Source organism: Novosphingobium sp. BL-S-19 (assembly GCF_055521675.1).
The window spans coordinates 903,134-926,395 of record NZ_CM145497.1 but is presented as its reverse complement, the minus strand read 5'-3'; the positions used below and the strand labels follow the sequence as shown (position 1 = coordinate 926,395).

Sequence of the window (23,262 nt, the reverse complement as noted above, 5' to 3'; positions counted from 1 at the left end):
CACGGCGCTAAAGCAATTTATCCAGCGTGATCGGCAAGTCGCGCACACGCGTGCCGATGGCGTTGTAGATCGCATTGGCAACCGCCGCGCCGGTGCCGGTGATCCCGATCTCGCCGATCCCCCTTGCCCCCATCGCGGCGTGCGGGTCCGGTACGTCCGTCCAGATCACGTCGATCTCCGGCACATCCATGTGCACGGGCACATGGTACTCCGAAAGGCTCGGGTTCATCACGCGGCCCGTGCGCTCGTCGAACTGCGTTTCTTCCATCAGCGCAAGGCCCAGCCCCATGATGATGCCGCCGCGAAACTGACTGGTCGCGGTCTTGGGATTGAGAATCCGGCCGCAATCGAACGAACCGAGGAAGCGGCTGACCCGTGGTTCGCCGGTCACGGCGTTTACCCGCACTTCGCAGAACATCGCGGCATGGCTGTGCATCGACCAGTGCATCGTCTCCAGCGGCGGGGGGCCCTCGGCCACGACGCTTACCGCGTCCTGCCGCGCGCGGGACAGGATGGACGCATAGCTTTCGTGGCGGGCAGGATCGCCGGCTTTGCACAAGCCCATGTCGCGGCTGATAACCTCATCCGGCTTGAGCCCCGCCAGAGGGGAATCGTTGCCGGCCAGCTTGAGCAGCGCCTTCACAAGTTCGCGGTGCGCCGCGCCCACTGCCGCACCGATCGACGCCGTCTGTTGCGATCCCCCCGCCAGAACGACGCCGGGAAGCGTGGAATCGCCATAATTGAACGCGACGGCCTCGATCGGCAGGCCCAGCCGTTCGGCCGCCACTTGGGTCTGGGCGGTAGCGGTGCCCATGCCCATTTCGTGCGCGGCGATATCGACCACGGCCCGTCCTTCCGCGGTCAGTGTGATCCGCGCAGCGCCGCCGGGCATACGGTAATAGGGATAAGTCCCCGTGGCGCAGCCCATGCCCACCCACCATTCCCCCTCACGCCGCATTCGCGGCCGGGGATCGCGCCGGTCCCAGCCGAAGCGCACCGCACCGGCGCGCCATGCCTCGACGATCTGGCGGGAGGAGAACGGCAGACCGGAAAGCGGATCCTTCTCCGGCTCGTTGCGGATACGCAGTTCGATCGGATCGATACCCAGCGCCGCAGCCAGTTCGTCCATCGCGCTTTCCAGCGCGAAAGTGCCGACGGATTCCCCCGGCGCGCGCATGAAGGTGTTCGCCAGCATGTCCAGTTCCACCGTCTGCACATCGAGCTTCATCGTCTCTGACGCATAAGCACTGCGCGTCGGGAGAATGAACGGTTCCGGCATGGCATTGGTGGCTGTCTTCACGGTGAGGCCCGTGTGGATCAGTGCCTTCAGGTGCCCGTCCCGATCCGCGCCGAGGGCGACGCGCTGTTCCGTGAGCGACCGCCCGCCGACCAGGCGATAGACCCCCTCTCGCGAGAGGACGAGACGCACCGGCCGATCGCACAGCTTGGCGGCCAGCGCCGCCAGCACCTGATGCTGCCACAGGCATTTCCCGCCGAATCCGCCGCCCACGAAGGGGGACGTGACGACGACCTTGTCTTCCGGCATGTCGAACATCTTGCCGATAGACCAGGCCGTATGCGCGACCAGTTGCGACGCATCGTGGATGCGCAGGACATCGCCCTGCCATGCGACGGTGACGGCGTGCAATTCGATGGCGTTGTGATTGTGTCGCGGCGTCCGATAGGTGGCGTCCACGGCAACGTCCGCCTGGGACAGCGCCGCTTCGGCATCGCCGCGCTCGTCATGGAGCGGCTGCCCCATGAACATGGCTGGACGCGTGCCCCCTCCTCGCGCTTTTTCCAGGGATGTGAGCGCGGGTGCCTCTTCATACTCCACCCGGACGAGCGAGACCGCATGATTGGCCTGCTCCTGCGTTTCGGCAAGAACCACCGCCACCGGCTGCCCGTTCCAGTGGATCTCGGCGTCCTGCAGGATCGGCAGGCTATCGCCGTTTGCGGCCTTGGGGGCCGACATGAAGACGGGCGGCGGGGCAAGACGGGGTGCGTTGCGATGATCCATCACTGCCACGACGCCGGGGGCATTCTCTGCCTGCGTCGTATCGATCGCGGCGATGCGGCCCCTGGCAACCGTGCTGAACACCAGCGCCGCGTAAACCATCCCCTCCATCGGGAATTCCGCCGCAAATCGTGCCTGCCCGGCCACCTTGAGCGGACCGTCGATACGCGAAAGCGGCTTGCCGACGTGGCCGTAACGCTCCCGGATCAGGGGATCGGGCTCGCCGCCGGGGATCCAGCTGTCGGGAGCGAGAGCAACGGCCTTGGCCATCACCCCCTGAAGGGCGCCCTGCACCGCATTCTTGGCATCGTTCACGATGCTCATGCGCGCTCTCCCGCCAGTTGCGCAAGCACGGCAACGAGCGTGCGGCGCACAAGCTCGATCTTGAACGCATTGCCGGACAGCGGCCGGGTATCGGCCAGTTCGGCGTCGGCCGCCGCCGCAAATGCCTCCGCGCACGCCGGCGCGCCTCGCAGCACCGCCTCGGCCCGCGCCGCGCGCCACGGCTTGTGCGCCACACCGCCCAGGGCAATGCGCGCATCGCGCACCTGCCCGCCCTCGACATCCAGCGCCGCGGCAACCGAAACCAGCGCGAAGGCATAGCTCGAACGGTCGCGCACTTTGCGATAGGCGGACCGGGCGCCGAACGAAAGCGGGGGGAGATCGACCGCCGTGATCAGTTCGCCGGGTTCGAGCATGGTCTCAATATCCGGCCGCTCTCCCGGCAGACGATGAAGATCATTGAACGCCAGGCGGCGCGCGCCGCCGGCACTCTGAATATGGACGACGGCATCCAGCGCGGCGAGAGCGACGCACATGTCGGAAGGGTGCACCGCAACGCAGGCGGGCGATGCGCCCAGAATGGCGTGGTTGCGATTGAAACCCGCAACCGCGTCGCACCCCGCGCCCGGCTTGCGCTTGTTGCAGCGCGATCCCTGATCGTCGTAGAAATAGGCGCAGCGCGTGCGTTGGAGAAGATTGCCGCCCACGGTCGCCATGTTCCGGATCTGCGCGCTGGCCCCTGCCACTATGGCCCGGGCAAGCAGCGGATAGCGCCGGCGCACCTGCCGGTTTTCGGCCACCGCCGTGTTGCGCGCCGCGGCCCCGATCCGCAGCCCTCCATCCGGCAATTCCTCAATCGTGTTCGACAGCCCTGTCACATCGACGAGACTGTCCGCCCTTTCGATCGTCTCGCGCATGAGGTCGACCAGATTCGTGCCACCGCCAAGATATCTTGCGCCCCCGGCGGCGCCCCGGCGAACCGCATCCGATACATCGGCAGCGCGGGCGTAGTCGAACGGGTTCATTCCGCAGCCTCCTGCAGATTTTCGTCGGCATAGGTCTCGGTCACAGCGGCGACGATGCCGTTGTAGGCGCCGCAGCGGCACAAGTTGCCGCTCATGCGTTCGCGCACCTCATCGTGCGTGAGTGTCAGGGTCTCCGCATTCAGATCGGCCGTCACATGGCTGGGCACGCCGCGCGCGATCTCCGCCGCCATGCCCACCGCAGAGCAGATCTGGCCCGGCGTGCAGTAGCCGCACTGGAAACCGTCATGGTCCACGAAAGCCTGCTGCAAAGGATGCAGGCGGCCCGGCTGGCCCAACCCCTCTATCGTGGTGACCGATCGCCCGCCGAACTGCACCGCCAGCGCCAGGCAGGAGAGAATCCGCTCTCCATCCACCAGCACGGTACAGGCGCCGCACGCGCCCTGATCGCACCCCTTCTTGGTGCCGGTCAGATGGAGATATTCGCGGAGATAATCGAGAAGCGAAACACGCGCATCCTGCGGCATGTCTACAAGGGTGCCGTTTACGGTCAGGCTCATGGCTATCGACCTTTCAGGCGCAAGGTCAGATCGGGCCAATCGGACCGGCGCACTTACAGGTCAACTCGGTCACCGCCACATAGTGCCCGATGACCGCCGCCGGTCATCGGGCACAGGGATCGTTTCGTCGAAGGCCGCGAGATGCAGCCTCCGGTTTCCGGATCAGGTTCGGGACCTACCCGCCGGCGAGCGCCGTCCATTTGCGGTCCGATGCGGCGTTGGCGACGACGCTCTCGACGAAGGCCATCGTCCGCAGCCCGGCTTCGACGGACGGATATGTGCCATATTCACTCTCACCGTCCGCGATCCGGCTGGCGAAGGCGCGATAGAGGTTGGCGAAGGCTTCGATATAGCCTTCCGGGTGCCCCGAAGGGGTCCGCAGGCGGCGAAGGGTGGAATCGGCCAGCCCCGGTCCACCGGCGCGGATGATCTCGGCCGGGCGATCCAGCCAGCGCAAGGTAAGCGTATTGGGCTCCATCTGGGCCCATTCCAGCCCGCCGTGTTCGCCGTGGATGCGCAGCTTCAGCCCATTCTCGTCACCCGCCGCCACTTGCGTCGCCTTGAGCGTCCCGCGCGCGCCGTCGTTCAGGCGAAGCAGGACGCTGACATCATCGTCCAGCCGGCGGCCGGGCACGTGGGTCGCAAGATCCGCGCAGAGTTCCTGCACCTGCAATCCGGAGACATGCTCCGCCAGATGAAAGGCGTGCGTGCCGATGTCGCCAAGGCACCCGCCCAAACCGGCGCGCGCCGGATCGGTGCGCCATTCCGCCTGCTTGTTGCCATCCCGGTCGATCGCCTGGCTCAGCCAGCCTTGCGAATATTCGACCTGCACCAGCCGAATCTTTCCGAAATCGCCGCGCGCCACGCGAACGCGGGCCTCTTCCACCAGCGGATAGCCGCTGTAGGTGAAGGCAAGCCCGAACTGGCATCCCGACCGCGCCGCTGCCTGCGCGATCAGGCGCGATTCTTCCATGTCGAGCGCCATGGGCTTTTCGCAGAACACGTGAAAGCCCGCGTCCAATGCCGCAATCGCCATGGGCGCGTGCAGATGGTTGGGCGTCACGATCGACACCGCATCGATTCGCTGGTCGGCCGGCAAGGCCGCTTCCGCCGCCAGCAATGCACCCAGCGAGGCATATGTCCGCTCGGGCGCGATCCCCAGCATTTCGCCGGAGCGCCGGTTGCGTTCCGGGTCGCTGCTGAACGCGCCGGCCACAAGCCGCCAATCGCCGTCAAGGGCGGCTGCCGCCCGGTGGATGGCGCCTATGAAGGCGCCTTCGCCGCCTCCGACCATGGCGAGGCGCAGGGTCCGTTTCATCACCGCTCTCCTTGTTTTTTCTGCTGGCGATAAAGCCATAAATTCAGGTCTTGATCCGATATGATTTACCGGTAAACGTAAGGCAATAAGAAATAAGATGGAGAGTCGAGGATGCGCATGACAGCAAGCCTCAGCCTGACACCTATCGCTGCTGCGGCGGCGGTGATTTTTGCCGTACCCCTTACTGCCCAGTCGGCCATGGCGCAGACGGCCCCCGCCCCGTTCAACGCCTGCCGCGCCTGCCACAGCGTGGACAAGGGCGGGAAGAGCGGCATCGGCCCCAATCTGAACGGCGTTGCCGGCCGGCAGGCGGCATCGGCCCCCGGATTCAACTATTCCCCGGCGCTCAAGGGCTCCAAGCTGAGCTGGGACGACCAGACGCTCGACGCCTTCCTGGCGGCTCCGGCGAAAAAGGTGCCCGGCACCCGCATGCCGATCGCCACGCCCGATCCGGCCAAGCGCGCCGCGATCATCGCCTATCTCAAAAGCCTGAAGTGACGGGACAATCGGCTATGCGCGGTCCGGCAATCTTTCTGGCGCAGTTCATGGGCGACGCGGCCCCGTTCGACACTTTGGACAATGCCGCGCGGTGGATGGCGCAGGCGGGGTACAAGGGTATTCAGGTGCCCAGCAACGATCCCCGCTGCATGGACCTTTCGCTCGCGGCGGAAAGCCAGGATTATTGCGACGAGCTGGCCGGGCGTTGCCGCGAGGCGGGCGTGGAGATCACCGAACTCTCCACCCACCTGCAGGGGCAGCTGGTTGCCGTTCACCCCGCCTATGACGCGGCGTTCGACAATTTCGCACCGGCCGAACTGCGCGGCAAACCGGCAGAGTGGCAAGTCTGGGCGGTCGATCAGCTGAAGCTTGCAGCCAAGGCGAGCCGGCGACTGGGTTTGACGGCCTGCGCAACCTTTTCGGGAGCATTCGCATGGCCGTTCTTCTACCCGTGGCCCCAGCGTCCGGCAGGGCTGGTGGAAGAGGCATTCGCGGAACTGGGACGCCGCTGGCAGCCGATCCTCGATGCCTACGACGAAGAGGGTATCGATCTCTGCTATGAACTGCATCCGGGTGAAGACCTGCACGACGGCTTGACGTTCGAGCGGTTTCTGGACGCCGTCGGCGGCCATGCGCGGGCCAATATTCTCTACGACCCCAGCCACTTCGTGCTGCAGGCGATGGACTACCTCCAGTTCATCGACATCTATCACGACCGCATCAAGATGTTCCATGTGAAGGATGCGGAACTCAATCCCACCGGTCGCGCCGGCGTCTATGGTGGCTATGCCGACTGGGTCGATCGCCCCGGCCGGTTCCGTTCGCTGGGTGACGGTCAGGTCGATTTCACCGGCATATTCTCGCGCCTGACGCAGTACGGCTACGACGGCTGGGCGGTGCTGGAATGGGAATGCTGCCTGAAGCATCCGGAGGACGGCGCGCGTGAAGGGGCTCCTTTCATCGAGGCGCACATGATCCGCCGGCCGGAACGGGCATTCGACGATTTCGCAGGGGGCGGCGATCCCGCCAACAACCGGCGCTGGCTGGGTCTGACCTGACAGCAGCGGCACAACGAACCCGATAACGAACGACCCCGATAACAAACATCGCACGGGGCAAAGGGGTAGAGGAGCGGGCATGACGGGCATTAACCGGAAAAGGCTATTCTGGCTGAGCGTTCTGGCGCTCTTCACAGCGTCCATGAGCGCGTCCTTACGCGCGGCGATTGCGAGCAGCCTGAAGGCGCAATGGATCGATCCCATCGCGCCGATTTCGGCGGGTGAAATGATCGGGGCCGCGCTCGGCTCTGCGTTCCTTGGCTTCTCGATCACGGTCTTCGTCGTCAGCGCCGTGCTGGACCGGGTGGGTATCCGCCGCGTCTTGATCGGCTGCGGCGTCGCCTTTCTGATTGGAACCACGCTGATCGTGGGCGCCGGCGTTTTCGCCACCGGCATGGCGGTCTACCATCTGGTGTGGCTGGGCATGTTGCTGAGCGGCCTTGGCTGGGGCTTTGCCGAAGCCTCGATCAATCCGCTGACGGCGCGGCTTTACCCCGAAGACACGACGCATCGGCTGAACGTGCTCCACGCCTGGTATCCGGGCGGGCTAATCGTCGGCGGGCTCGCCGGCGTGTTCCTGGCCCCGCTGCTGCCCTGGCAGGCGATCATGGCGCTGGTGTTCCTGCCCGCCATCGGCGTGATCGTGATCGCCGCGACAACCCGGTTTCCCGAACCGCCCGCCACGGCCGGTGGCCGCGCGATGAAGGAGATGATGCTGGAAGTCGTTCGCCGCCCCAGCTTCTTCGTGTGGTTCGGCGCCATGTTCCTTACCGCCTCCTCCGAACTGGCCCCCGGCCAGTGGATCGACGTCGCCCTCACCAACCGCGTGGGAATGCGCGGTATCCTGCTGCTGGTCTACGTCAGCGCGCTGATGTTCGTGTTCCGCCACTTCGCCGGGCGGATCGCCGGGCGGCTGTCTAATCCGGGCCTGCTCTGGGTATCGAGCCTGCTCGCCGCCATCGGCCTGTTCCTGCTGTCTCAGGCCCAGTCGCCGATGTCCGCGATCCTTGCATCGACCGTCTGGGGGCTGGGCGTCTGCGCCATGTGGCCGACGATGCTGGCTTCCGTTGCCGAACGCTATCCGCGCGGCGACTCCTGGGCGCTGGGTCTGGTGGGATCGGCCGGCGCACTGGCCAGCTTCTTCGTGCTGCCGCGCCTGGGTGAGATGTTCGATCAGGCGAAAGTGGAGATTGCCGGCGGACCCGAAGCCTTCACGCAGCTGAGCGGCGCCGCACTGCGCGCGGTGGAAGATGCCGCCGCCTCGCAGTCCTTCGCGCGACTGACTTTCGTGCCGCTGACGCTGCTGATCGTGTTCGGCCTGATCTGGCTGGCCGAACGCCGCGCCGGCCGCAAGGCGAACCGCGTTGCGGAGGGCGTCGCATGAGCATGTCGCGACGCTCGGTGATCGCCACCGGGCTGGCAGTCGCGGCAGCGCCGGCGCTCTCGGCGGCCACGGGCACAGGCAAGGGTGGCTCGAACGCCGCGCACTTCTCGCTTGGCTATGCGCCGCATGAGGGCAGCTTCGCCAGTCGCGGGGATCTGCTGGAACAGATCGCCTTCGCCGCCGATCAGGGCTTTCGCGCCTGGGAAGACAATGAGGCGCGCAAGCGGCCGGTCGAACAGCAGGAAGCCATGGCCCGCGCGTTGGCGCAGCGCGGCATGACCATGGGCGTCTTCGTTGCCAGCATGCCCAAGTGGTCGGATTTCCGTCCCGTGCTGGGCAGCAACGACGATGCCGATCGCGATGCCTTTCTGGCGGATATTCGCACTTCGATCGAAGTCGCGAAACGGCTTAATGCCAGGCACATGACGGTCGTTACCGGCTTCATGGACCGCAAGGTGCCCGTCGCGATCCAGACGGGGCGGATCATCGACTGCATGCGCCGCGCCGGAGACATCGTGGCGCCGCACGGGCTGACGCTGGTGATGGAGCCGCTCAATACGCGCACCAACCACCCCGGCGTGTTCATGCAGTCCATTGCCGAGGGCTATGCCGTGGCGCGCGGGGCCAACAGCCCGGGCGTCAAGATTCTGGCGGACCTCTATCACGAGCAGATCCAGTCCGGGAACCTGATCCCGACGCTCGACGCCTGCTGGGCGGAGATCGGCTACATCCAGTTCGGTGACAATCCCGGCCGCAAGGAGCCGGGAACCGGCGAAATCAACTTCGCCAATATCGTCAGCTGGCTGCGCGCCCGAAACTACGGCGGTGTGATCGGCATGGAACATGGCAACTCGATAGACGGGCGAGAGGGTGAGGAGCGGCTGATCGCCGCTTATCGGACCATCGACAGAACATAAGAAGGGGAGCGAGAGGATGAAGTACATCCCGATCGGCGTGCTTATGGCGGGGGCTATCCTGACCGGCACGCTCGTCCAGGCCGAAGACAAGCCGGGTTTCAAGGACACGCCCATCCTGCCGGGAGGCAATTGGCACGTTCATGATCCTGACCGCCCGGCACCGACCGTGGTTACGCCCGCATCCGCTCCGGGCGGGGCGCCGTCCGATGCGATAGTGCTGTTCTCCGGCACCTCGCTCGATGCCTGGCATGGCGAGCGTGCGCCGTGGACGGTCGCGAACGGGGTGATGACCATTCCCTCGCGCGAACAGAGCGGCGGAGAGAACAATCTGATCTCAAAGCAGGAATTCGGCGATGTGCAGCTGCACCTCGAATTCCGCTCCCCCAACCCGCCCGAAAAGACGTCGCAGGATCGCGGCAACAGCGGCATCTGGTTCATGCAGCGCTACGAGGTCCAGATCCTCGACGGCTATCAGAACCCGACTTATGCGGACGGCACCGTGGGCGCGGTCTATGCGTGGAAGCCGCCGCTGGTAAATCCGTCTCGCCCGCCCGGCGAATGGCAGAGCTACGACATCGTCTTCGAACGCCCGCGCTTCGATGCCAAGGGCGGACTGGTCCGCCCGGCCTACGCCACCGTGCTGCTGAACGGCGTGCTGGTGCAGAACCATCAGGCCATGCTGGGCACCACGGTCTGGCGCAAGGTCGCGCAATATCAGGCGCACGGCGACAAGGCGCCGATCCAGTTGCAGGATCACAATTCCCCGGTTTCCTTCCGTAACATCTGGGTTCGCCCGCTTCCGGAAGAGGCCATCGCGCAGGATCTGAAAGGGGGCGCACGATAATGGACCGCAGAAACGCGCTTGCCGGCATGGTCGCCCTGTTCGGCGCCCAGATTTTCGCCCCGCTCGCCCGTGCCGCAGGGCTCGCCCCGGCCGCCATTCCGGTGATCGATCAGGGCGCGCCCAGTGTCCGCGTCTTCACGCCGGAGCAGCGCGCGCTGATGACGGCGCTGTGCGAACGGGTCATCCCGACGACCGACACCCCCGGGGCTATCGCCGCCGGCGTGCCGGACTATGTCGAAAAGCTGCTGGCCGATTGGGCGGTTGCGGAAGACCGCTTGCCGATCCTGTCCGGCCTTGCCGAAATCGATGCCCGCAGCCGGCAGGATTACAAGGTGCCCGCCGTGCAGGCCAAACCAGAACAGCAGGACGCGCTGCTGACGCTGGCGATGCATGACGAACTTCCGGACGGAGAAGAGTTCTTCGAGGCGTTCCGGCAGATGGTCATCGTCGGCTACTACACGTCCGAAATCGGCATGACGCAGGAACGCGAATACTTGCCTGTTCCCGGCGAATACAACGGCGCCTTCCCCTATTCTCAGGTCAACAAGGTCTATTCAGCATGAACATGAATCGTCGTTCCATGATGCTGGCCGGCGGCGTTGCCGCGCTGGCGACGCAGCCCTTCCTTGCCGGGCTCGCCCGCGCCGCGCAGATCCGCAACATCGGACTGCAGCTCTACACCGTGCGCGAACTCTTCGCCGCCAACCCGGTTGCGACCCTCGAAGCGGTCGCCAAGATCGGCTATCGCGAGGTTGAATATGGCGGTGGCGGCTATGACACCATGGACCATGCGCTGCTGCGCAAGACCATGGACCGCCTCGGCCTGAAAAGCCCGTCCATCCATGTCGGCTACGACGCCCTGCTGGACAATTTCGACGCCAGCCTGACCATGGCGAGGACGCTGGGCGCCGAAACGGTGATCCTGCCTTATATGGTCGACAAGCACCGCAACGGCCCGGCCTGGGATGCCGCGATCGCCAATATCAACCGCATCGGCGAAAAGCTGAAAGCGGCCGGCATGGGCTTCGCATACCACAATCACGATTTCGAATTCACCGTGAAGCCGGATGGCGTCAGCCTTTACGAACGGCTGGTGAAGGGCACCGATCCGGCGCTGCTGAAGCTGGAACTGGACCTCTACTGGGCCATCTATGCGGGACAGGATCCGCAGGCGCTGATCCGCAGCCTGCCGGGCCGCATCTATGCCTATCACGTGAAGGACATGCGCCCTGATCGCAGCATGACCTCGGTAGGATCCGGCAAGATCGACTTCGCCAGCATCTTCAAGCTGAACGGCATTTCCGGCGCGCGGCACTTCTACGTCGAAAACGACCAGGCCCCCGCCCCCTTCCTGCCGGACATCACCAAGAGCTTCCAGACGCTCAGCGCCCTGCGCTTCTGATCATCGACCGGGAGAGGATTACCATGGCTTCTACGGACAGGTTCGATGCAATCGTTATCGGCTCGGGCATCAGCGGAGGCTGGGCCGCGAAGGAACTGACCGAAAAGGGTATGCGCGTGCTGATGCTCGACCGTGGCCACATGGTCGAGCATGGCGAGGATTACACCTATGACGGCAAGCCCGCCTATGAGGTACCCGCGCGCAACATCATGCCGGATGGACTGCGTGAGAGCGACTACTTCATCGCGCAGCACGGCTATGTCACCCCCAGCAACCAGTCGTTCTACAACAACGACCGGTTGAACCCCTACGACTTCGGAGAAGGCAGCAAGTTCTACTGGATCCGTCCCGGTGCGTTCGGCGGCAAGTCGCTGATCTGGGGCCGGTGGTGCTTCCGCTGGAGCGCCGCCGATTTCGAGGCGAACAAGCGCGACGGTATCGGCGGCGAATGGCCGATCGGCTATGACGACGTGGCGCCGTGGTACAGCTATGTCGAAAAGTATATCGGCGTATCGGGATCGCGCGAAAGCCTCGATTACTTGCCGGACAGCGAATTCCAGCCGCCGATGCCGATGAACGTCGCGGAAAAATGGATGAAGCCGCGGCTGGAATCGGCGTTTCCCGGACGCAAGCTGATCAATGCGCGCCTCTCCAACATGACCGAGGACAAGCCGGAGCAGAACCGGACCAAGTGCCAGTTCCGCAACCAGTGCAGCAACGGCTGTTCGTTCGGCGCCTATTTCTCCACGCAGGCGGTCACCCTGCCCGCTGCCCGTGCGACCGGGCGTTTGACGGTTCGCTCCGACGCGGTCGTCACCAATCTGGAATACGATCCCGCCACCAAGAAAGTCACCGGCGTTCGCTTCATCGATGCCAAGACCGGGCAGGCGGAAGTTGTCAGCGCCAGGGCAGTGTTCCTGAACGCTTCGACGATGGGCTCACTGCAGATCCTCATGAACTCGCGCCCGCAGGGCAGCGATCGCAGCCATTTCGACAGCAGCGGCACGCTGGGCCGCTATGTCATGGACCATATCTTCCGCGTCGGTGTGAAGGGCGACATTCCCGGCATGGAGGAGTTCGTCGAGTACGGCCGCCGCCCCGGCGCCACGTATGTTCCGCGCTTCCGCAATATCGGCAAGGACGAAGGTCTCGGCTTCCGGCGCGGCTATGGCTATCAGGGCGGCGCCTATCGCGAACCGTCAAAGCCGGTGGGCTTCGGCGCGTCGATGAAGGAAGGGATGCGCCGGTACAGCGGCTGGAAATTCCAGATGGGCGCTTTCGGCGAATGCCTGCCTTACGAAGACAACCATGTCGCCCTCAACGCGAGCAAATCGGACCGTTTCGGCGTGCCGCTGATGCAGTTCAACGTCACCTTCCGCGACAATGAAATGCGCATGATGGCGGACGCCCGCGAACAGGGCGAAAAGATGCTGCGCGCGGCCGGGCTGACGAATATCGAAAGCAAGGTGAAGGAGCACGTGCCGGGCGACGCCATCCACGAAATGGGCGGCGCACGCATGGGCAATGATCCGCGCGCATCGGTGCTCAACAAGTGGAACCAGGCGCACGATGCCACCAACCTGTTCGTAACGGACGGCGCGCAAATGGCTTCCATCTCCTGCGTCAATCCGTCGCTGACCTTCATGGCCCTCACCGCGCGCGCGGTGGATCACGCCGTCCAAGCGATGAAGTCGGGCGCGATCTGACGCAGGCGCAAAACCGCCGTTTCCAGCGCTATCATGGCGCTGGAAACGCGCTATCAGGAGATATGGGGACCACAACCTGATGGCGAGACGAAACGAAAACGGCGTAACGATCCGCGCGGTGGCGCAGCGTGCCGGGGTATCGGCGATGACCGTATCGAATGTCCTCAACGGTGCCGGGCGGGCCAGCGCGGCCACGGTGGCGACGGTGCAGGCGGCGATCGCGGAGCTGGGGTATGTGCCCAATCTGGCCGCGCGGCGGCTGGCCAAATCACGCGCGACGACCGTGGGCCTGCTCTACAGCGACCGGCGCACGCCGTTTCTCGACGCCGTGCTGGTGGGCGCCTTGCGGGCGACCAATGCGCACGGCCTGCAACTGATCCTGCGCGACGGAGACGGCGCCAACCGGGACGAAGCGGAGCGCATGGCACAGGAAATCGTTCGGTCCGGCGCCGACGCCCTGCTGCTGATCCCCCCCTTCGCCGAACAGCTCAGTGGATCGGGCGTGCTGTCCACGCTGGGCGTGCCTCTGGCGGCGATCGCCACCGGAACCGCGATGGCTGACGTCACGACCGTCCGGATCGACAATCGCGCCGCGATGCTATCCATCACCCGGCAGGTCATCGCCCGTGGCCACAGACGCATTGCCTATGTCGCCGGGCCCGACCACTACAGCGTGGTGGCGGCCCGCCTCGAAGGGTTCCGGGCGGCCTTGCAAGAGGCCGGGCTGGCCGAGGACGCAGACCTGATCGTCCGGCACGGAGAGTTCGACTATGAATCGGGCCAGGCGGCCGCCCGGACGCTGCTGTCCCGTCGGCACCGACCCACTGCGATCATCTGCAGCAGCGACGATCTTGCCGCCGGCGTGGTTGCGCAGGCCAACCGCCTTGGCCTGCAACTGCCCGGAGAACTGACGGTAACGGGCTTCGACGACACCATTCTGGCCTCGCGCATCTGGCCGCCGCTGACCGTGGTTCGGCAACCCGTCGAGGAGATGGCCTTTCGGGCCGCGCAATGCCTGATCGCCGCCCTGGGCAAGGAAGAGCGCGGAGTCAGCGACGAAATTTTCGATCACGCGATCATAGAGCGCGAATCCGTCGCACAATTCGGCGGGCTTTGACAATCTACCCATCAAACGGAGTTGCACCATGGAAGCAAGCAGACGCGAATTGGCCGCCATGATCGCGCTGGGAAGCGCCGGCATTGCCGTTTCCTCGGCAAAGGCCGGCACCCCGCCTGCGCCCGAGCAACCCCGGCTAGTCCATCACGTCTTTTTCTGGCTGAAGCAGCCCGGATCACAGGCCGACCGTGAAAAGCTGATTGCCGGCCTGCGCACTCTGCGGGAGGTTCCGGTCATCCGCCGGCTGGAAATCGGGATACCCGCCAGCACCGAGAACCGCGACGTCGTCGATGCGAGCTACGACGTTTCGGAACTGATGTTCTTCGACAGTGTGGAGGATCAGAAAGCCTATCAGGATCACCCCATCCACAAGGCCTTCGTCAAGGCGTGTGAGCCCCTTTGGGCGAAGGTCGTGGTATACGACATGGCCGTCGTTCCCGAATAGCGGGCGTCCTTCAAAAGACTTGCGATCAAAACCATAGTACCCTGCGCATGGAGAACATCTCTCCATGCGTCGAAGAAGGGGAACAGATGGCCGCCAATCAGGACATGCCCGCAACGCGGCCGCTGAAGATCTTTGCGCTCGATCCGCAATTCACGAGCTTTCCCGGCAACAAGACCTCGATCGACGTCGATTTCGAACCGTTGGGCCCCGGTCCGGAGGGGGACCGGGTGGTCGTGGTCGATTACGATGGCGGGAACGACTGCACTTACCAGCCCTGCAATCTGGACGATTCCTCGGTGCTGATGCAGGGCGGGCTGGCCCACTCGGAAGCCAATCCGCAATTCCACCAGCAGATGGTCTATGCCGTGGCGATGCGCACGGTGCGCACGTTCGACAAGGCGCTGGGCCGCCGGCTGAAACTCTATCGGGACCGGACGAAGCCCAAGCTGAAGCTGATCCCCCATGCCTTCGTCGGCGCCAATGCCTTCTACGATCCCGCGCTGCACGCCGTGCTCTTCGGCTATTTCCGCGCCGATCCCCAGGATCCGGGCGCCAACTTGCCCAATCAGGTGATCTTCACCTGCCTGTCGCACGACATCATCGTCCATGAAGTGACTCACGCGCTGATCCACCGCCTGCGCCCGCATTTCCTGGAGCCGACCAATGCCGATATCCTGGCGTTCCACGAAGGCTTCGCCGATCTGGTCGCACTGTTCCAGCATTTCACTTATCCGGTAACGCTGCGCGCGCTGGTGCGGCAGGCGCGCGGCGATGTGGGCGCGGATTCGATCCTGAACCAGATCGCGGTGCAGTTCGGGCAGGCGACGCGCACCGGCAACGCCCTGCGTTCGGCAATGCGCGCGCCGGACATCAAGCTTTCGCCCGCCATTGCCGAGCCGCACGCACGCGGCGGCGTGTTGCTGGCGGCGGTGTTCGATGCCTTCAAGGCCGCCTATGTGGAGGCAACCGGGCCGCTCGTTCGTTTGGCAACCGGCGGCACCGGCATCCTGCCTGCGGGCGAGCTTCATCCCGAACTGGTGGACGAACTAGCCAAAGCCGCCGCGCGCATCGCGGACGAGACGCTGACGATGATCGTGCGCGCGTTCGACTACATGCCGCCGATGGACATGACCTTCGGCGATTTCCTGCGTGCCACCGTCACCTCGCACGCGGCCGTCGCGCCCGACGACCGGCTTGGCCTGCGCGCCGCGCTGATCGAGGCATTCCGTGCCCGCGCGATCTATCCCGAAGGCGTGCTCTCGCTGTCCGAAGGCTCCGTCACCTGGCCGCTCGCCGATCCGGCGCTGACGCCGATCGACCTGACCGACGCGCTGGACTGGTTCCATTACGACGCGGTCTATTCCAGCCTCGATCCCCTCCGCCGCAAGCGTTCGCGCGATCAGGCAGACAGTACGGAGCATGTGCGCGACACCCGCTATGAGGATTTGCAGACCAAGGCGGCCAAGGCGATCCACGCCTATGCCGATACCGCCCGGGTCCGCGCCGAACTGGGCCTGCATCCCACTCTGCCGGTGGCAGTGCGCAGCTTCCACCGCGTTGCCCGCGTCAGCCAGGACGGGCGCATCCTGAACGAGATCGTCTTCCGCCTCGAACAGCAGGACGCCGATGCCGCCGCCGATCCACGCTTCGGCGGGCTGCCTGTGCGCGGCGGCTGCACGGTGATTGCCAGTGCGGACGGGCGGATCCGATACGTGATCGGCAAACGCCTGCCGGAACCCGATGCGAAGGGCCCCGACGATCCCGGCGCGCGGCGGGTGGCAGCCATCGCCGGTTTCGTGGAGCAGTGCGATCTGGCCGATCCGATGAGCACTTATCGCGATCCGCTAAAAGTACCGGGCCGCATGATGGCCCGCACCAGCCTGCGCGCGCTGCACGCGGGAGAAAGCTGATGGACCGGATCGCAATCTCGATGTTCAACGTCGGCTTTGGCGATTGCTTCCTTGTCGCCATCCCCACGGGGGACAAGGTCTGCCGCGTGCTGTTCGATTGCGGACGGCACAAGGGCGGCAAAGTGGAGAACCAGAAACTGGCGGACCGCGTGATCGCCGCCGCCACCGATGGAGACGGCGTCGCGCGGATCGATCTGGTGGTCGGCACGCATCGTCACAAGGATCATGTCAGCGGTTTTGCCTCTGCCGGCTGGGAAAAGGTGCAGGTCGGCGAAGTGTGGATGCCGTGGACGGAAAACCCGCGCGATCCCGCCGCGCGCGGCATTGCGGAACGGCAGGTGCGCAGCGCCGCGCTGGCCAGTCTGGCCCTCTCCCCCGCTCTGGCCGCCGCGCCGGCCCGTGATAGCGGGGCTTTGGCGGCGGCCAATGCCATGCTCTCATTGGCGCTCAGCAACGAGGCGGCGATGGACACGCTCTATTCGGGGTTTGCCGGCAATCCGGTGCGCCGCTACCTGCCCAATCCCGCCGCCCCGGCCGAGCCATTGGGGCTGGCGGGCTGCCCCGGACTGCGGCTGCACGTGATGGGCCCATCCCGCGATGCCGCCGCGCTGGCGGTGATGGATCCGCCCCGCGCCGAAACCTTCCGCCGCCTTGCCCTGGCGCAGGACAGCGCGGAAACCGACACGCTCACGCCGTTCCCGCCCCAATTGCGGCTGGACCCCGCCGCCCTTCCCTTGGCGCAGCGCAAGGCGCTGGCCGCGCGCCTGTCGGACAAGGACAAGGCGACGATCAAGGGCTTTTCAGAACAGGTGGACCTTGTCGGACTGGCTGCCGAGATCGACGCGGCGATCAACAACACCAGCCTTGTCATCATGATCGAGATCGGCAGCGCGCGGCTGCTGTTCTGCGCCGATGCGCAGTGGGGCAACTGGAAGTCGATCCTGGCCGATGCGCACTGGTGCGACCTGCTCCGCCAGACCACGTTCCTGAAAGTGGGCCACCACGCTAGCCACAACGCATCCCCCGTTACCCTGATCGACACGCTGCTGCCCAAGGACATACCGGCGATGATCTCTGTCGATCCCGCCGCCTATTCGAATGTGCCTTACAAGGGTCTGGTCGACGAAATGGAAGGCCCGCGGACCATGAACGTGATCCGCAGCGACCAACCGGCGGCAGCACAGGGCGTCGACAGCGCCGATACCGATGTGATCGTGCTGGAAGTGCCGTTCTGACGATCTGAAACGGAAAAGGGCCGGCGCACCTAAGTGCGCCGGCCCCATCCTGTTGCGATTCCGCGAATTACCAGCGGATGGCGACACCCGCACGGCCGGCAACGCCGCTGGAGCCCGATCCCGTCACGCCTTCCACCTTGGCGAAGGCGGACAGGCCCTGCGAAGAGCCCTGAATGCCCGCTTCCCAACGCGCGCGGCCACCTTCGGAAGCATCGCGGAAGTAGAGGTCCTCACCGCCCGAAGACAGCGTGGCGCCGGGGCGACCGTTCAGTTCGCCTTCGTAGTTCACGCCGACGTAGGGCTGCAGCGCCCAGTCGCCGGCCTGCGTCTCGATGCCTGCACGCACACCGCCGCGTCCGTAGAAGCTCTGAACATGGTCGAACTTCGCGCCGACGCCGCCGGTCGCGGCAAAGCCGTCAAGATCGGCATTGGTCCACGAGGCACTGGCCGAAGGCTCCACGAACATGGTGCCGGTGCGGATGTGGTAGCCCGCCTCAATCTCCACGCCGTAGCTGGTGCCGTTCGATTTCGGCGCGCTGGCGCCGTTGCCAAGGTCGTACTTCAGCGAATAGCGATCCAGCTTGGCCAGCGCGTGGGCGAACAGGCCATCCTCGCTGCGGTAGCGGGCATAGAGGCCCACGTTGCCGCCGCTCAGCTTGATCTTGTCACCCGTCGACTTCACCTTGCCGTCCTGCGAGACGTAGCCGCCGGTCACGCCCAGGCCCCAGCCGGTGCCGTTGGCTGCCGAACGGCCCCAGTCGAGGCCGAACTGGCCGCCGAACCACGTGTCCCGCACGTCCAGATTCGGTGCGAAGCTGGTCGCGGTGCCCAGCACGGTTGCCGAATAGAGCGGACGCGAGCGGTTGGTCTCGCTGCCGCCCAGCACCTGACCCCAGAGGGCGATGCCCTGCTGCGGCGAAAGCGCGCGCATCTGTTCCGACCAGGCATCGCCCGAACGGCGCCAGTAATGGCGCACTTCGGCACCGGTGCGAACCAGTTCGAAGGCCTGCGTGCTGGGCACGCCGACAAGGTCCAGGTTGCCCGCCGCGTCAGTGACCAGCTGGTAATCGACGAAGCCCTTGTTCACCGCGCCGCCTTCAAGAACGAAGGCGCCATTGGCGATCGATGCGGCATTGACCAGACGGATACCGTCGAAGTTGAACTTCGCGCCGGTGGCGCCGCTCAGGTCCTTGATGGCGATCGTGGTCGTGCCGGTAACGGCGCCGACATTCAGTTGATCTGCCGACTGTGCCGCGCTGGCGCCGACTGCCGTCGAGCCGAGGTTTGCTTCCAGCACAACGCGCGAATTGCCGCTGCCCACGAAGGCCGCGTTGCCCAGATCGAGCACGTCGCCGGTGTGGCCGTTGACAAGGCTGATCGTGCCGCTGTTGCGGAACGTGGTGACACCGGTCAGCTTCATGGTCGCCGCAGCGGCAGCCGCTGCGTTGATGTTCAGCGTGCCGCTGTTGGTCACCGTGGCATTGCCAGCAAAGGTGCTGTCGCCGCCCTGCGCGTTCCAGGTGCCGCCGTTGGTCAGCGCGGTGGAGGCCGTGTCGAAGGTCATGAAACCGTTGATCGTGCCATTGTTGGTCAGCGTGGCCGCACCGCCCGAAAGCGCGACGGCATGGTTGCTGTCCGCACCCACCGTGCCCGAAAGCACGATGGTCTGGCCACCGGCCGCATCCGAAACCAAGCCATAAGTTGCGCCTTGCAGCTTGCCCGTGCTGCCCTGCGCCACCGTGGCAGTGCCGCCGGTGGTGATGGCAAGGCCCGCACCCGTCTTGGAGACAACGATGCCGCCGCTTGCCAGCGTGGCCGAGACATTGCCGCTGGTCGACGTCAGGCTGATGGCATCACCCGATGCCGCCGAAACGCTGCCGGCGGTCAGCGCGATCGCCCCGCTGTCCGACGTGGCGACAACGCCGCGCGAACCCGCGCCGGTAACCGCAACGGTGCTTACGGTCAGCGTCTGCGCGCCCGATCCGGTCTGGACGGACACGCCATCCGAACCTGCCCCGCTGGTGGCGACGCTGGCGCTGTTGATGGTGATCGATCCGGCACCGCTGGCGCTGGCCGCAATGCCCAGCGAATTGGCGCCGCTGGTCGAAATCGTGCCGAGATTGGTCAGCGTGCCCGCACCGTCGACGACCGCGAAGGTGACGCCATTGGCATTGTCACCCTGGGTGGAGACGCCGCCGGTCACGGCAGCGGCGGCGGTCGTGACGCTGGCCGCGACAGGCGCCGTGCTGGCTCCTACCGTAACCGACGTCGAGCCCGACTGCGATCCCTGCACCGAAACGCCCGTGGCGCCCGTGCCCTGGGTGGTGACCGTGCCGAGGCTGGCGGTCAGGTTCCCATTCGAACCCGCACCGATCTGGGCGAGCGTCACGCCCGCCACATTATCGCCCGACGCCTGAACATTGGCCAGCGAGACCGAAATCGCGCCATTGCCGGTGCCGGCAACCGAAACACCCGCGCCGCCGACGCCGTCGACGACAACCGAGCCGGTGTCCGCCAGCGTGATTGCGCCGCTGCCCGACAGGCTGACGCCAAGAACCTGGCCGCCCGTGGCGCTGGCCGTGACATTGCCGAGTTGCACGGTCTGCACGCCGGTCATGCCGCTGGACTGGACGCCGGTGGCATTGCCCGTTGCCGAAACCGTCACGCCAGTCAGGGCGTCGATAGCCAGCCCCGCGCCGTTGGTTGCCGAAATGCCGGTGGCATCCGCAATGGCACTGGTGGCGGTGAGGCCGGCCCCAAGGTCGAGGCTGGCCGTGCCCGAGCCGTTGCCGAACGCGACGCCCGTGGCGCTACCCGCACCGTTTAAGGCAAGGCCGCCGGTCAGCGTCACGCTCTGGTCGGTGCCGCCGTCGATGGAAAGGCCGAATGCGGTGTCGCTGGCGCTGGTTACGGAAACGAGGGCGTTCGCCGTCAGCTCGATCGCGCCGGTGTCACCCGCCAGATCGATGCCGGTGGCCGCGCCGGATGCCGAAACGGTGACCGGACCGGCAAACGAAACCGTCTGCGCGCCCGTGCTGGCGATCGCCACGCCCGTGGCGGTGCCGGCGGCGGACGCGGGATCGTTGGTCACGCTCAGGGCGCCGCCGAAGGCAATCTGCGCATCGCTCGCAAGGTTCGCGGTCAGGCCGGTGGCATCGGCGCCGTTGGCCGAAACCGTCACGTTCTTCGCGAACGAAACGGCGGCGTCATTGCCGTCCAGCATCACGCCGGAGGCCGAACCACCCGTGGCGGCCACGGTGAAGGTGCCGCCGACGTTGAGGCTGGAACTGTCCGACGCGGCCACCTGCTGCACGCCAACCAGACTGCCCGATGCTCCCGTCAGATCGAAGGCACCGTCGAGATCGATGGTCTGCACCGTACCTTCGCTTTGCACGAATCCCTGCTGGAGTTCCGTACCGGTGAAATCACCCGCGACGGTCAGCGAGACGGGGCCGGTGGCATCGACCTGCAGGATGCCGAAGCCGCCACCGGAACTGGAGACGGCCAGATCGCCGTCAGAGCGCGCGTCCTGCGACGTGCCGCCCATCATGTAAGTCCCGAAGACCAGGTTGCTGCCCGCGGTGACCGAGACGTCATCCGCCGAAGTCAGCGAGAGCGCGCCGTTGCCGCTCACGAAGGCGCCAGCAGCATAAGTGCCGCCCTGAACGTTCAGGCCTTTTGCGAAATTCACCGCGACATCGCCGTCGCCCGACGCTGCGACACCGATGGCGGTATTGCCCGTGCTCGTTACCGCGAAGGCATCCGCGGCGTCGATCGAGACATTGCCCTGGCTGCCCTGCGCCTGCACGCCGTAGGTCGGCCCGGCACCGGATACTGTCAGCGCGCCATTCAGAGTAACGGCTTGGCTGGCACCATCGGTCAGGGAAACGCCGCTGCCCTGCCCGGCGCCGCCATCGACAGTGAGCGCGCCCGTGCCGGTTACCGACAGCGCGCCGCTGCCGCCTTCCAGGCTTACGCCCATGGCGCCGGTCGCGCCGACGATCGTCGCGCCATTGGTCAGCGTCACCGTCTGGTCGGTGCCGTCTGCCAACGAGACGCCGGTGGCCGTACCTGCCGAATTGGTCACGTTCAGGCGATTGCCGAAGCTCACATCCTGCGCGCCGCTCGCGCCGGAGGTGCTGACGCCGGTGGCATCCCCGCCCGCAGCAGAAACCGTCAGCGCCGCGCCGGTGCCGCTCACCGCGATTTCCACCGAAGTGCCGTCGCTCACCTGAATGCCGGTCGCACCGCCTGCCGTGCTGGTGACCTTGAGGCTGGCGCCGGTGAAGCCGACCGAGACGGCATCCGTAGCCCCGCTGAGCACAACACCGCTGGCATCGCCAGCGGCCTGGACGTTCAGGTCGCCGAGATAGGCGGTGCCGCTCACCGTCGCCGGTGCGAAGGCCACCGTCTGCGTGGTGCCGCCGGAAACCGAAACGCCAGTGGCCGAGGTTGCGCCGTTAACGTCGACAGCCTGGCCCGAACCGGTCACGCTCACCGCGCCGGTGGCGTTGGTGACCGCAAAGCCGGTCGCATCGGCGCCGGTAACCGCAAAGGTGCTGCCGGCATTGGCCCGCGTGGCGGCCATCGTCACATCGGTGCCCTGATCGACCGACATGCCCGTGGCGCTGCCGCTGGTGGAGGTAACCGAAAGCGCGCCGGTGTTCGTCAGCGTGCTGGTGCCAGCCGAACCGTTGCCGGTGACGGCAAGGCCGGTGGCGCTGCCGGTGTTCGACGATACGGTGAGCGCCGCGTTGTTGGTGAAGACGAAGTTGCCGGCGCTCGGCAGGGTGCCGATGCCCACCGCGTCGGCACCGTCCGTGCTGACGGTCACGAGGTTGGAATTGGTCGCGGTCAGCGTGCCGCCGCCGAGGCCTTCTGCCCGAAGGCCGAAGAACTGACCGGCCCCGGCCGAATTGACCGTGACCTTGCCCAGATTGACGATGCTGCCGTTCGTGCCGGTGATGGCAAGACCCGCGCCGACAGTGGAGCCTGCGCTCGACGGCTGGGTCACGGTGACAGTGCCATCTACGGCGTTGGTGATCGTGGCCGCACCGGTGCCCGTTGCGGCGACCACGGCACCCAGAGCGCCGGCATTGACCGTGCCGTGGTTCATGATGTCAGCGTTGCCCGTGCCGGAGGTCTGCGCCTCCAGGCCGGTCTGCGTGCCACTGATCTTCGCCCCGTTGCGCACGCCGATCAGCGCGTTGTGATCCACCGATCCGTTGATGGAGACGGCGGTCGTCGTGCCCGTCGCATTGACGACGGCGGTGGCGTAGATGTCGATCTTCAGATTGGCGGGCGTGCCATAAGTCGTCTGATCGTAGCTGATGCCGTTGGCGAAATCGGTGCTGTCGCTGATGCACGAGGCCACATTGGGATCGGCCGAGGTGTTCGGCACGCCGCAGCTGGTCGGCACCACCGCGTGGGCGACGCCGGGTGCGAACATAACGAGGGTCAGCGCCGACGCGCCGGCCATGAGCTTGGTCTTCAAGGCAATTCTCCTGTTAGCGCAGTATCGTGGGCCGGGTCTGCGCAGACCCGGCCGAATTCGGTGAAAAGTGGAATGAAAGAGGCGTGGGCACG

17 protein-coding genes are annotated in these 23,262 nt (G+C 65.8%); 12 read left to right on the top strand and 5 right to left on the bottom strand.

The features are described 5' to 3' along the window. Positions 1–7 precede the first annotated feature (7 nt). From ACZ1JV_RS03975 to ACZ1JV_RS03960, 4 genes are all read right to left on the bottom strand, one after another. Positions 8–2,341 carry a xanthine dehydrogenase family protein molybdopterin-binding subunit gene (locus ACZ1JV_RS03975; RefSeq protein ID WP_465149686.1) on the bottom strand — a complete coding sequence of 778 codons (2,334 nt, stop codon included), beginning with the start codon at positions 2,339–2,341 and terminating at the stop codon, positions 8–10. Further along, complete coding sequence (locus tag ACZ1JV_RS03970; protein WP_465149685.1) at positions 2,338–3,324, bottom strand: FAD binding domain-containing protein; 987 nt, start codon at positions 3,322–3,324, stop codon at positions 2,338–2,340. The genes ACZ1JV_RS03975 and ACZ1JV_RS03970 overlap by 4 nt, the downstream gene beginning before the upstream one ends. Next, the gene (locus ACZ1JV_RS03965; protein ID WP_465149684.1) at positions 3,321–3,842 is read right to left on the bottom strand and encodes a 2Fe-2S iron-sulfur cluster-binding protein; all 522 of its coding nucleotides are present in this window, start codon (positions 3,840–3,842) and stop codon (positions 3,321–3,323) included. The genes ACZ1JV_RS03970 and ACZ1JV_RS03965 overlap by 4 nt, the downstream gene beginning before the upstream one ends. Positions 3,843–4,017: 175 nt before the next feature. Then, positions 4,018–5,160: a Gfo/Idh/MocA family protein gene (locus tag ACZ1JV_RS03960; protein ID WP_465149683.1), complete on the bottom strand. Its 1,143-nt coding sequence runs from the start codon at positions 5,158–5,160 to the stop codon at positions 4,018–4,020. Between the two features lie 117 nt (positions 5,161–5,277). On the opposite strand from ACZ1JV_RS03960, the gene ACZ1JV_RS03955 reads away from it, so the two are divergent. The 12 genes from ACZ1JV_RS03955 to ACZ1JV_RS03900 all read left to right on the top strand — a co-directional run bounded on the left by ACZ1JV_RS03955 (position 5,278) and on the right by ACZ1JV_RS03900 (position 17,676). Further along, the gene (locus tag ACZ1JV_RS03955; protein ID WP_465149770.1) at positions 5,278–5,658 is read left to right on the top strand and encodes a c-type cytochrome; all 381 of its coding nucleotides are present in this window, start codon (positions 5,278–5,280) and stop codon (positions 5,656–5,658) included. Between the two features lie 14 nt (positions 5,659–5,672). Continuing rightward, positions 5,673–6,716, top strand: coding sequence for a sugar phosphate isomerase/epimerase family protein (locus tag ACZ1JV_RS03950; protein WP_465149682.1), 1,044 nt, complete (start codon positions 5,673–5,675; stop codon positions 6,714–6,716). A gap of 79 nt (positions 6,717–6,795) precedes the next feature. Further along, positions 6,796–8,100 carry an MFS transporter gene (locus ACZ1JV_RS03945; RefSeq protein ID WP_465149681.1) on the top strand — a complete coding sequence of 435 codons (1,305 nt, stop codon included), beginning with the start codon at positions 6,796–6,798 and terminating at the stop codon, positions 8,098–8,100. Then, positions 8,097–9,017 carry a hydroxypyruvate isomerase family protein gene (locus tag ACZ1JV_RS03940; RefSeq protein ID WP_465149680.1) on the top strand — a complete coding sequence of 307 codons (921 nt, stop codon included), beginning with the start codon at positions 8,097–8,099 and terminating at the stop codon, positions 9,015–9,017. Before ACZ1JV_RS03945 ends, ACZ1JV_RS03940 begins: the two co-directional genes overlap by 4 nt. A 16-nt stretch (positions 9,018–9,033) precedes the next feature. Continuing rightward, positions 9,034–9,861, top strand: coding sequence for a 3-keto-disaccharide hydrolase (locus ACZ1JV_RS03935; protein ID WP_465149679.1), 828 nt, complete (start codon positions 9,034–9,036; stop codon positions 9,859–9,861). Beyond that, complete coding sequence (locus ACZ1JV_RS03930) at positions 9,858–10,424, top strand: gluconate 2-dehydrogenase subunit 3 family protein (protein ID WP_465149769.1); 567 nt, start codon at positions 9,858–9,860, stop codon at positions 10,422–10,424. Before ACZ1JV_RS03935 ends, ACZ1JV_RS03930 begins: the two co-directional genes overlap by 4 nt. A 2-nt stretch (positions 10,425–10,426) precedes the next feature. Further along, the gene (locus ACZ1JV_RS03925; RefSeq protein WP_465149678.1) at positions 10,427–11,263 is read left to right on the top strand and encodes a sugar phosphate isomerase/epimerase family protein; all 837 of its coding nucleotides are present in this window, start codon (positions 10,427–10,429) and stop codon (positions 11,261–11,263) included. A 23-nt stretch (positions 11,264–11,286) separates the two neighbouring features. Beyond that, positions 11,287–12,969, top strand: a complete 1,683-nt coding sequence (locus tag ACZ1JV_RS03920) for a GMC oxidoreductase (protein ID WP_465149677.1) — start codon at positions 11,287–11,289, stop codon at positions 12,967–12,969. Between the two features lie 79 nt (positions 12,970–13,048). Continuing rightward, positions 13,049–14,086, top strand: coding sequence for a LacI family DNA-binding transcriptional regulator (locus ACZ1JV_RS03915; protein ID WP_465149676.1), 1,038 nt, complete (start codon positions 13,049–13,051; stop codon positions 14,084–14,086). 28 nt (positions 14,087–14,114) lie between these two features. Beyond that, complete coding sequence (locus tag ACZ1JV_RS03910) at positions 14,115–14,531, top strand: Dabb family protein (protein WP_465149675.1); 417 nt, start codon at positions 14,115–14,117, stop codon at positions 14,529–14,531. Positions 14,532–14,617: 86 nt separating this feature from the next. After that, on the top strand, positions 14,618–16,441 hold the full coding sequence (locus tag ACZ1JV_RS03905; RefSeq protein ID WP_465149674.1) for a hypothetical protein: 1,824 nt from the start codon (positions 14,618–14,620) through the stop codon (positions 16,439–16,441). Further along, complete coding sequence (locus tag ACZ1JV_RS03900; RefSeq protein WP_465149673.1) at positions 16,441–17,676, top strand: ComEC/Rec2 family competence protein; 1,236 nt, start codon at positions 16,441–16,443, stop codon at positions 17,674–17,676. Before ACZ1JV_RS03905 ends, ACZ1JV_RS03900 begins: the two co-directional genes overlap by 1 nt. Positions 17,677–17,743: 67 nt before the next feature. Here the strand turns inward: ACZ1JV_RS03900 and ACZ1JV_RS03895 are convergent, their stop codons facing one another. Beyond that, positions 17,744–23,170 (bottom strand): hypothetical protein, encoded by a 5,427-nt coding sequence (locus ACZ1JV_RS03895; RefSeq protein ID WP_465149672.1) that lies wholly within the window; start codon positions 23,168–23,170, stop codon positions 17,744–17,746. Positions 23,171–23,262: the final 92 nt, after the last annotated feature.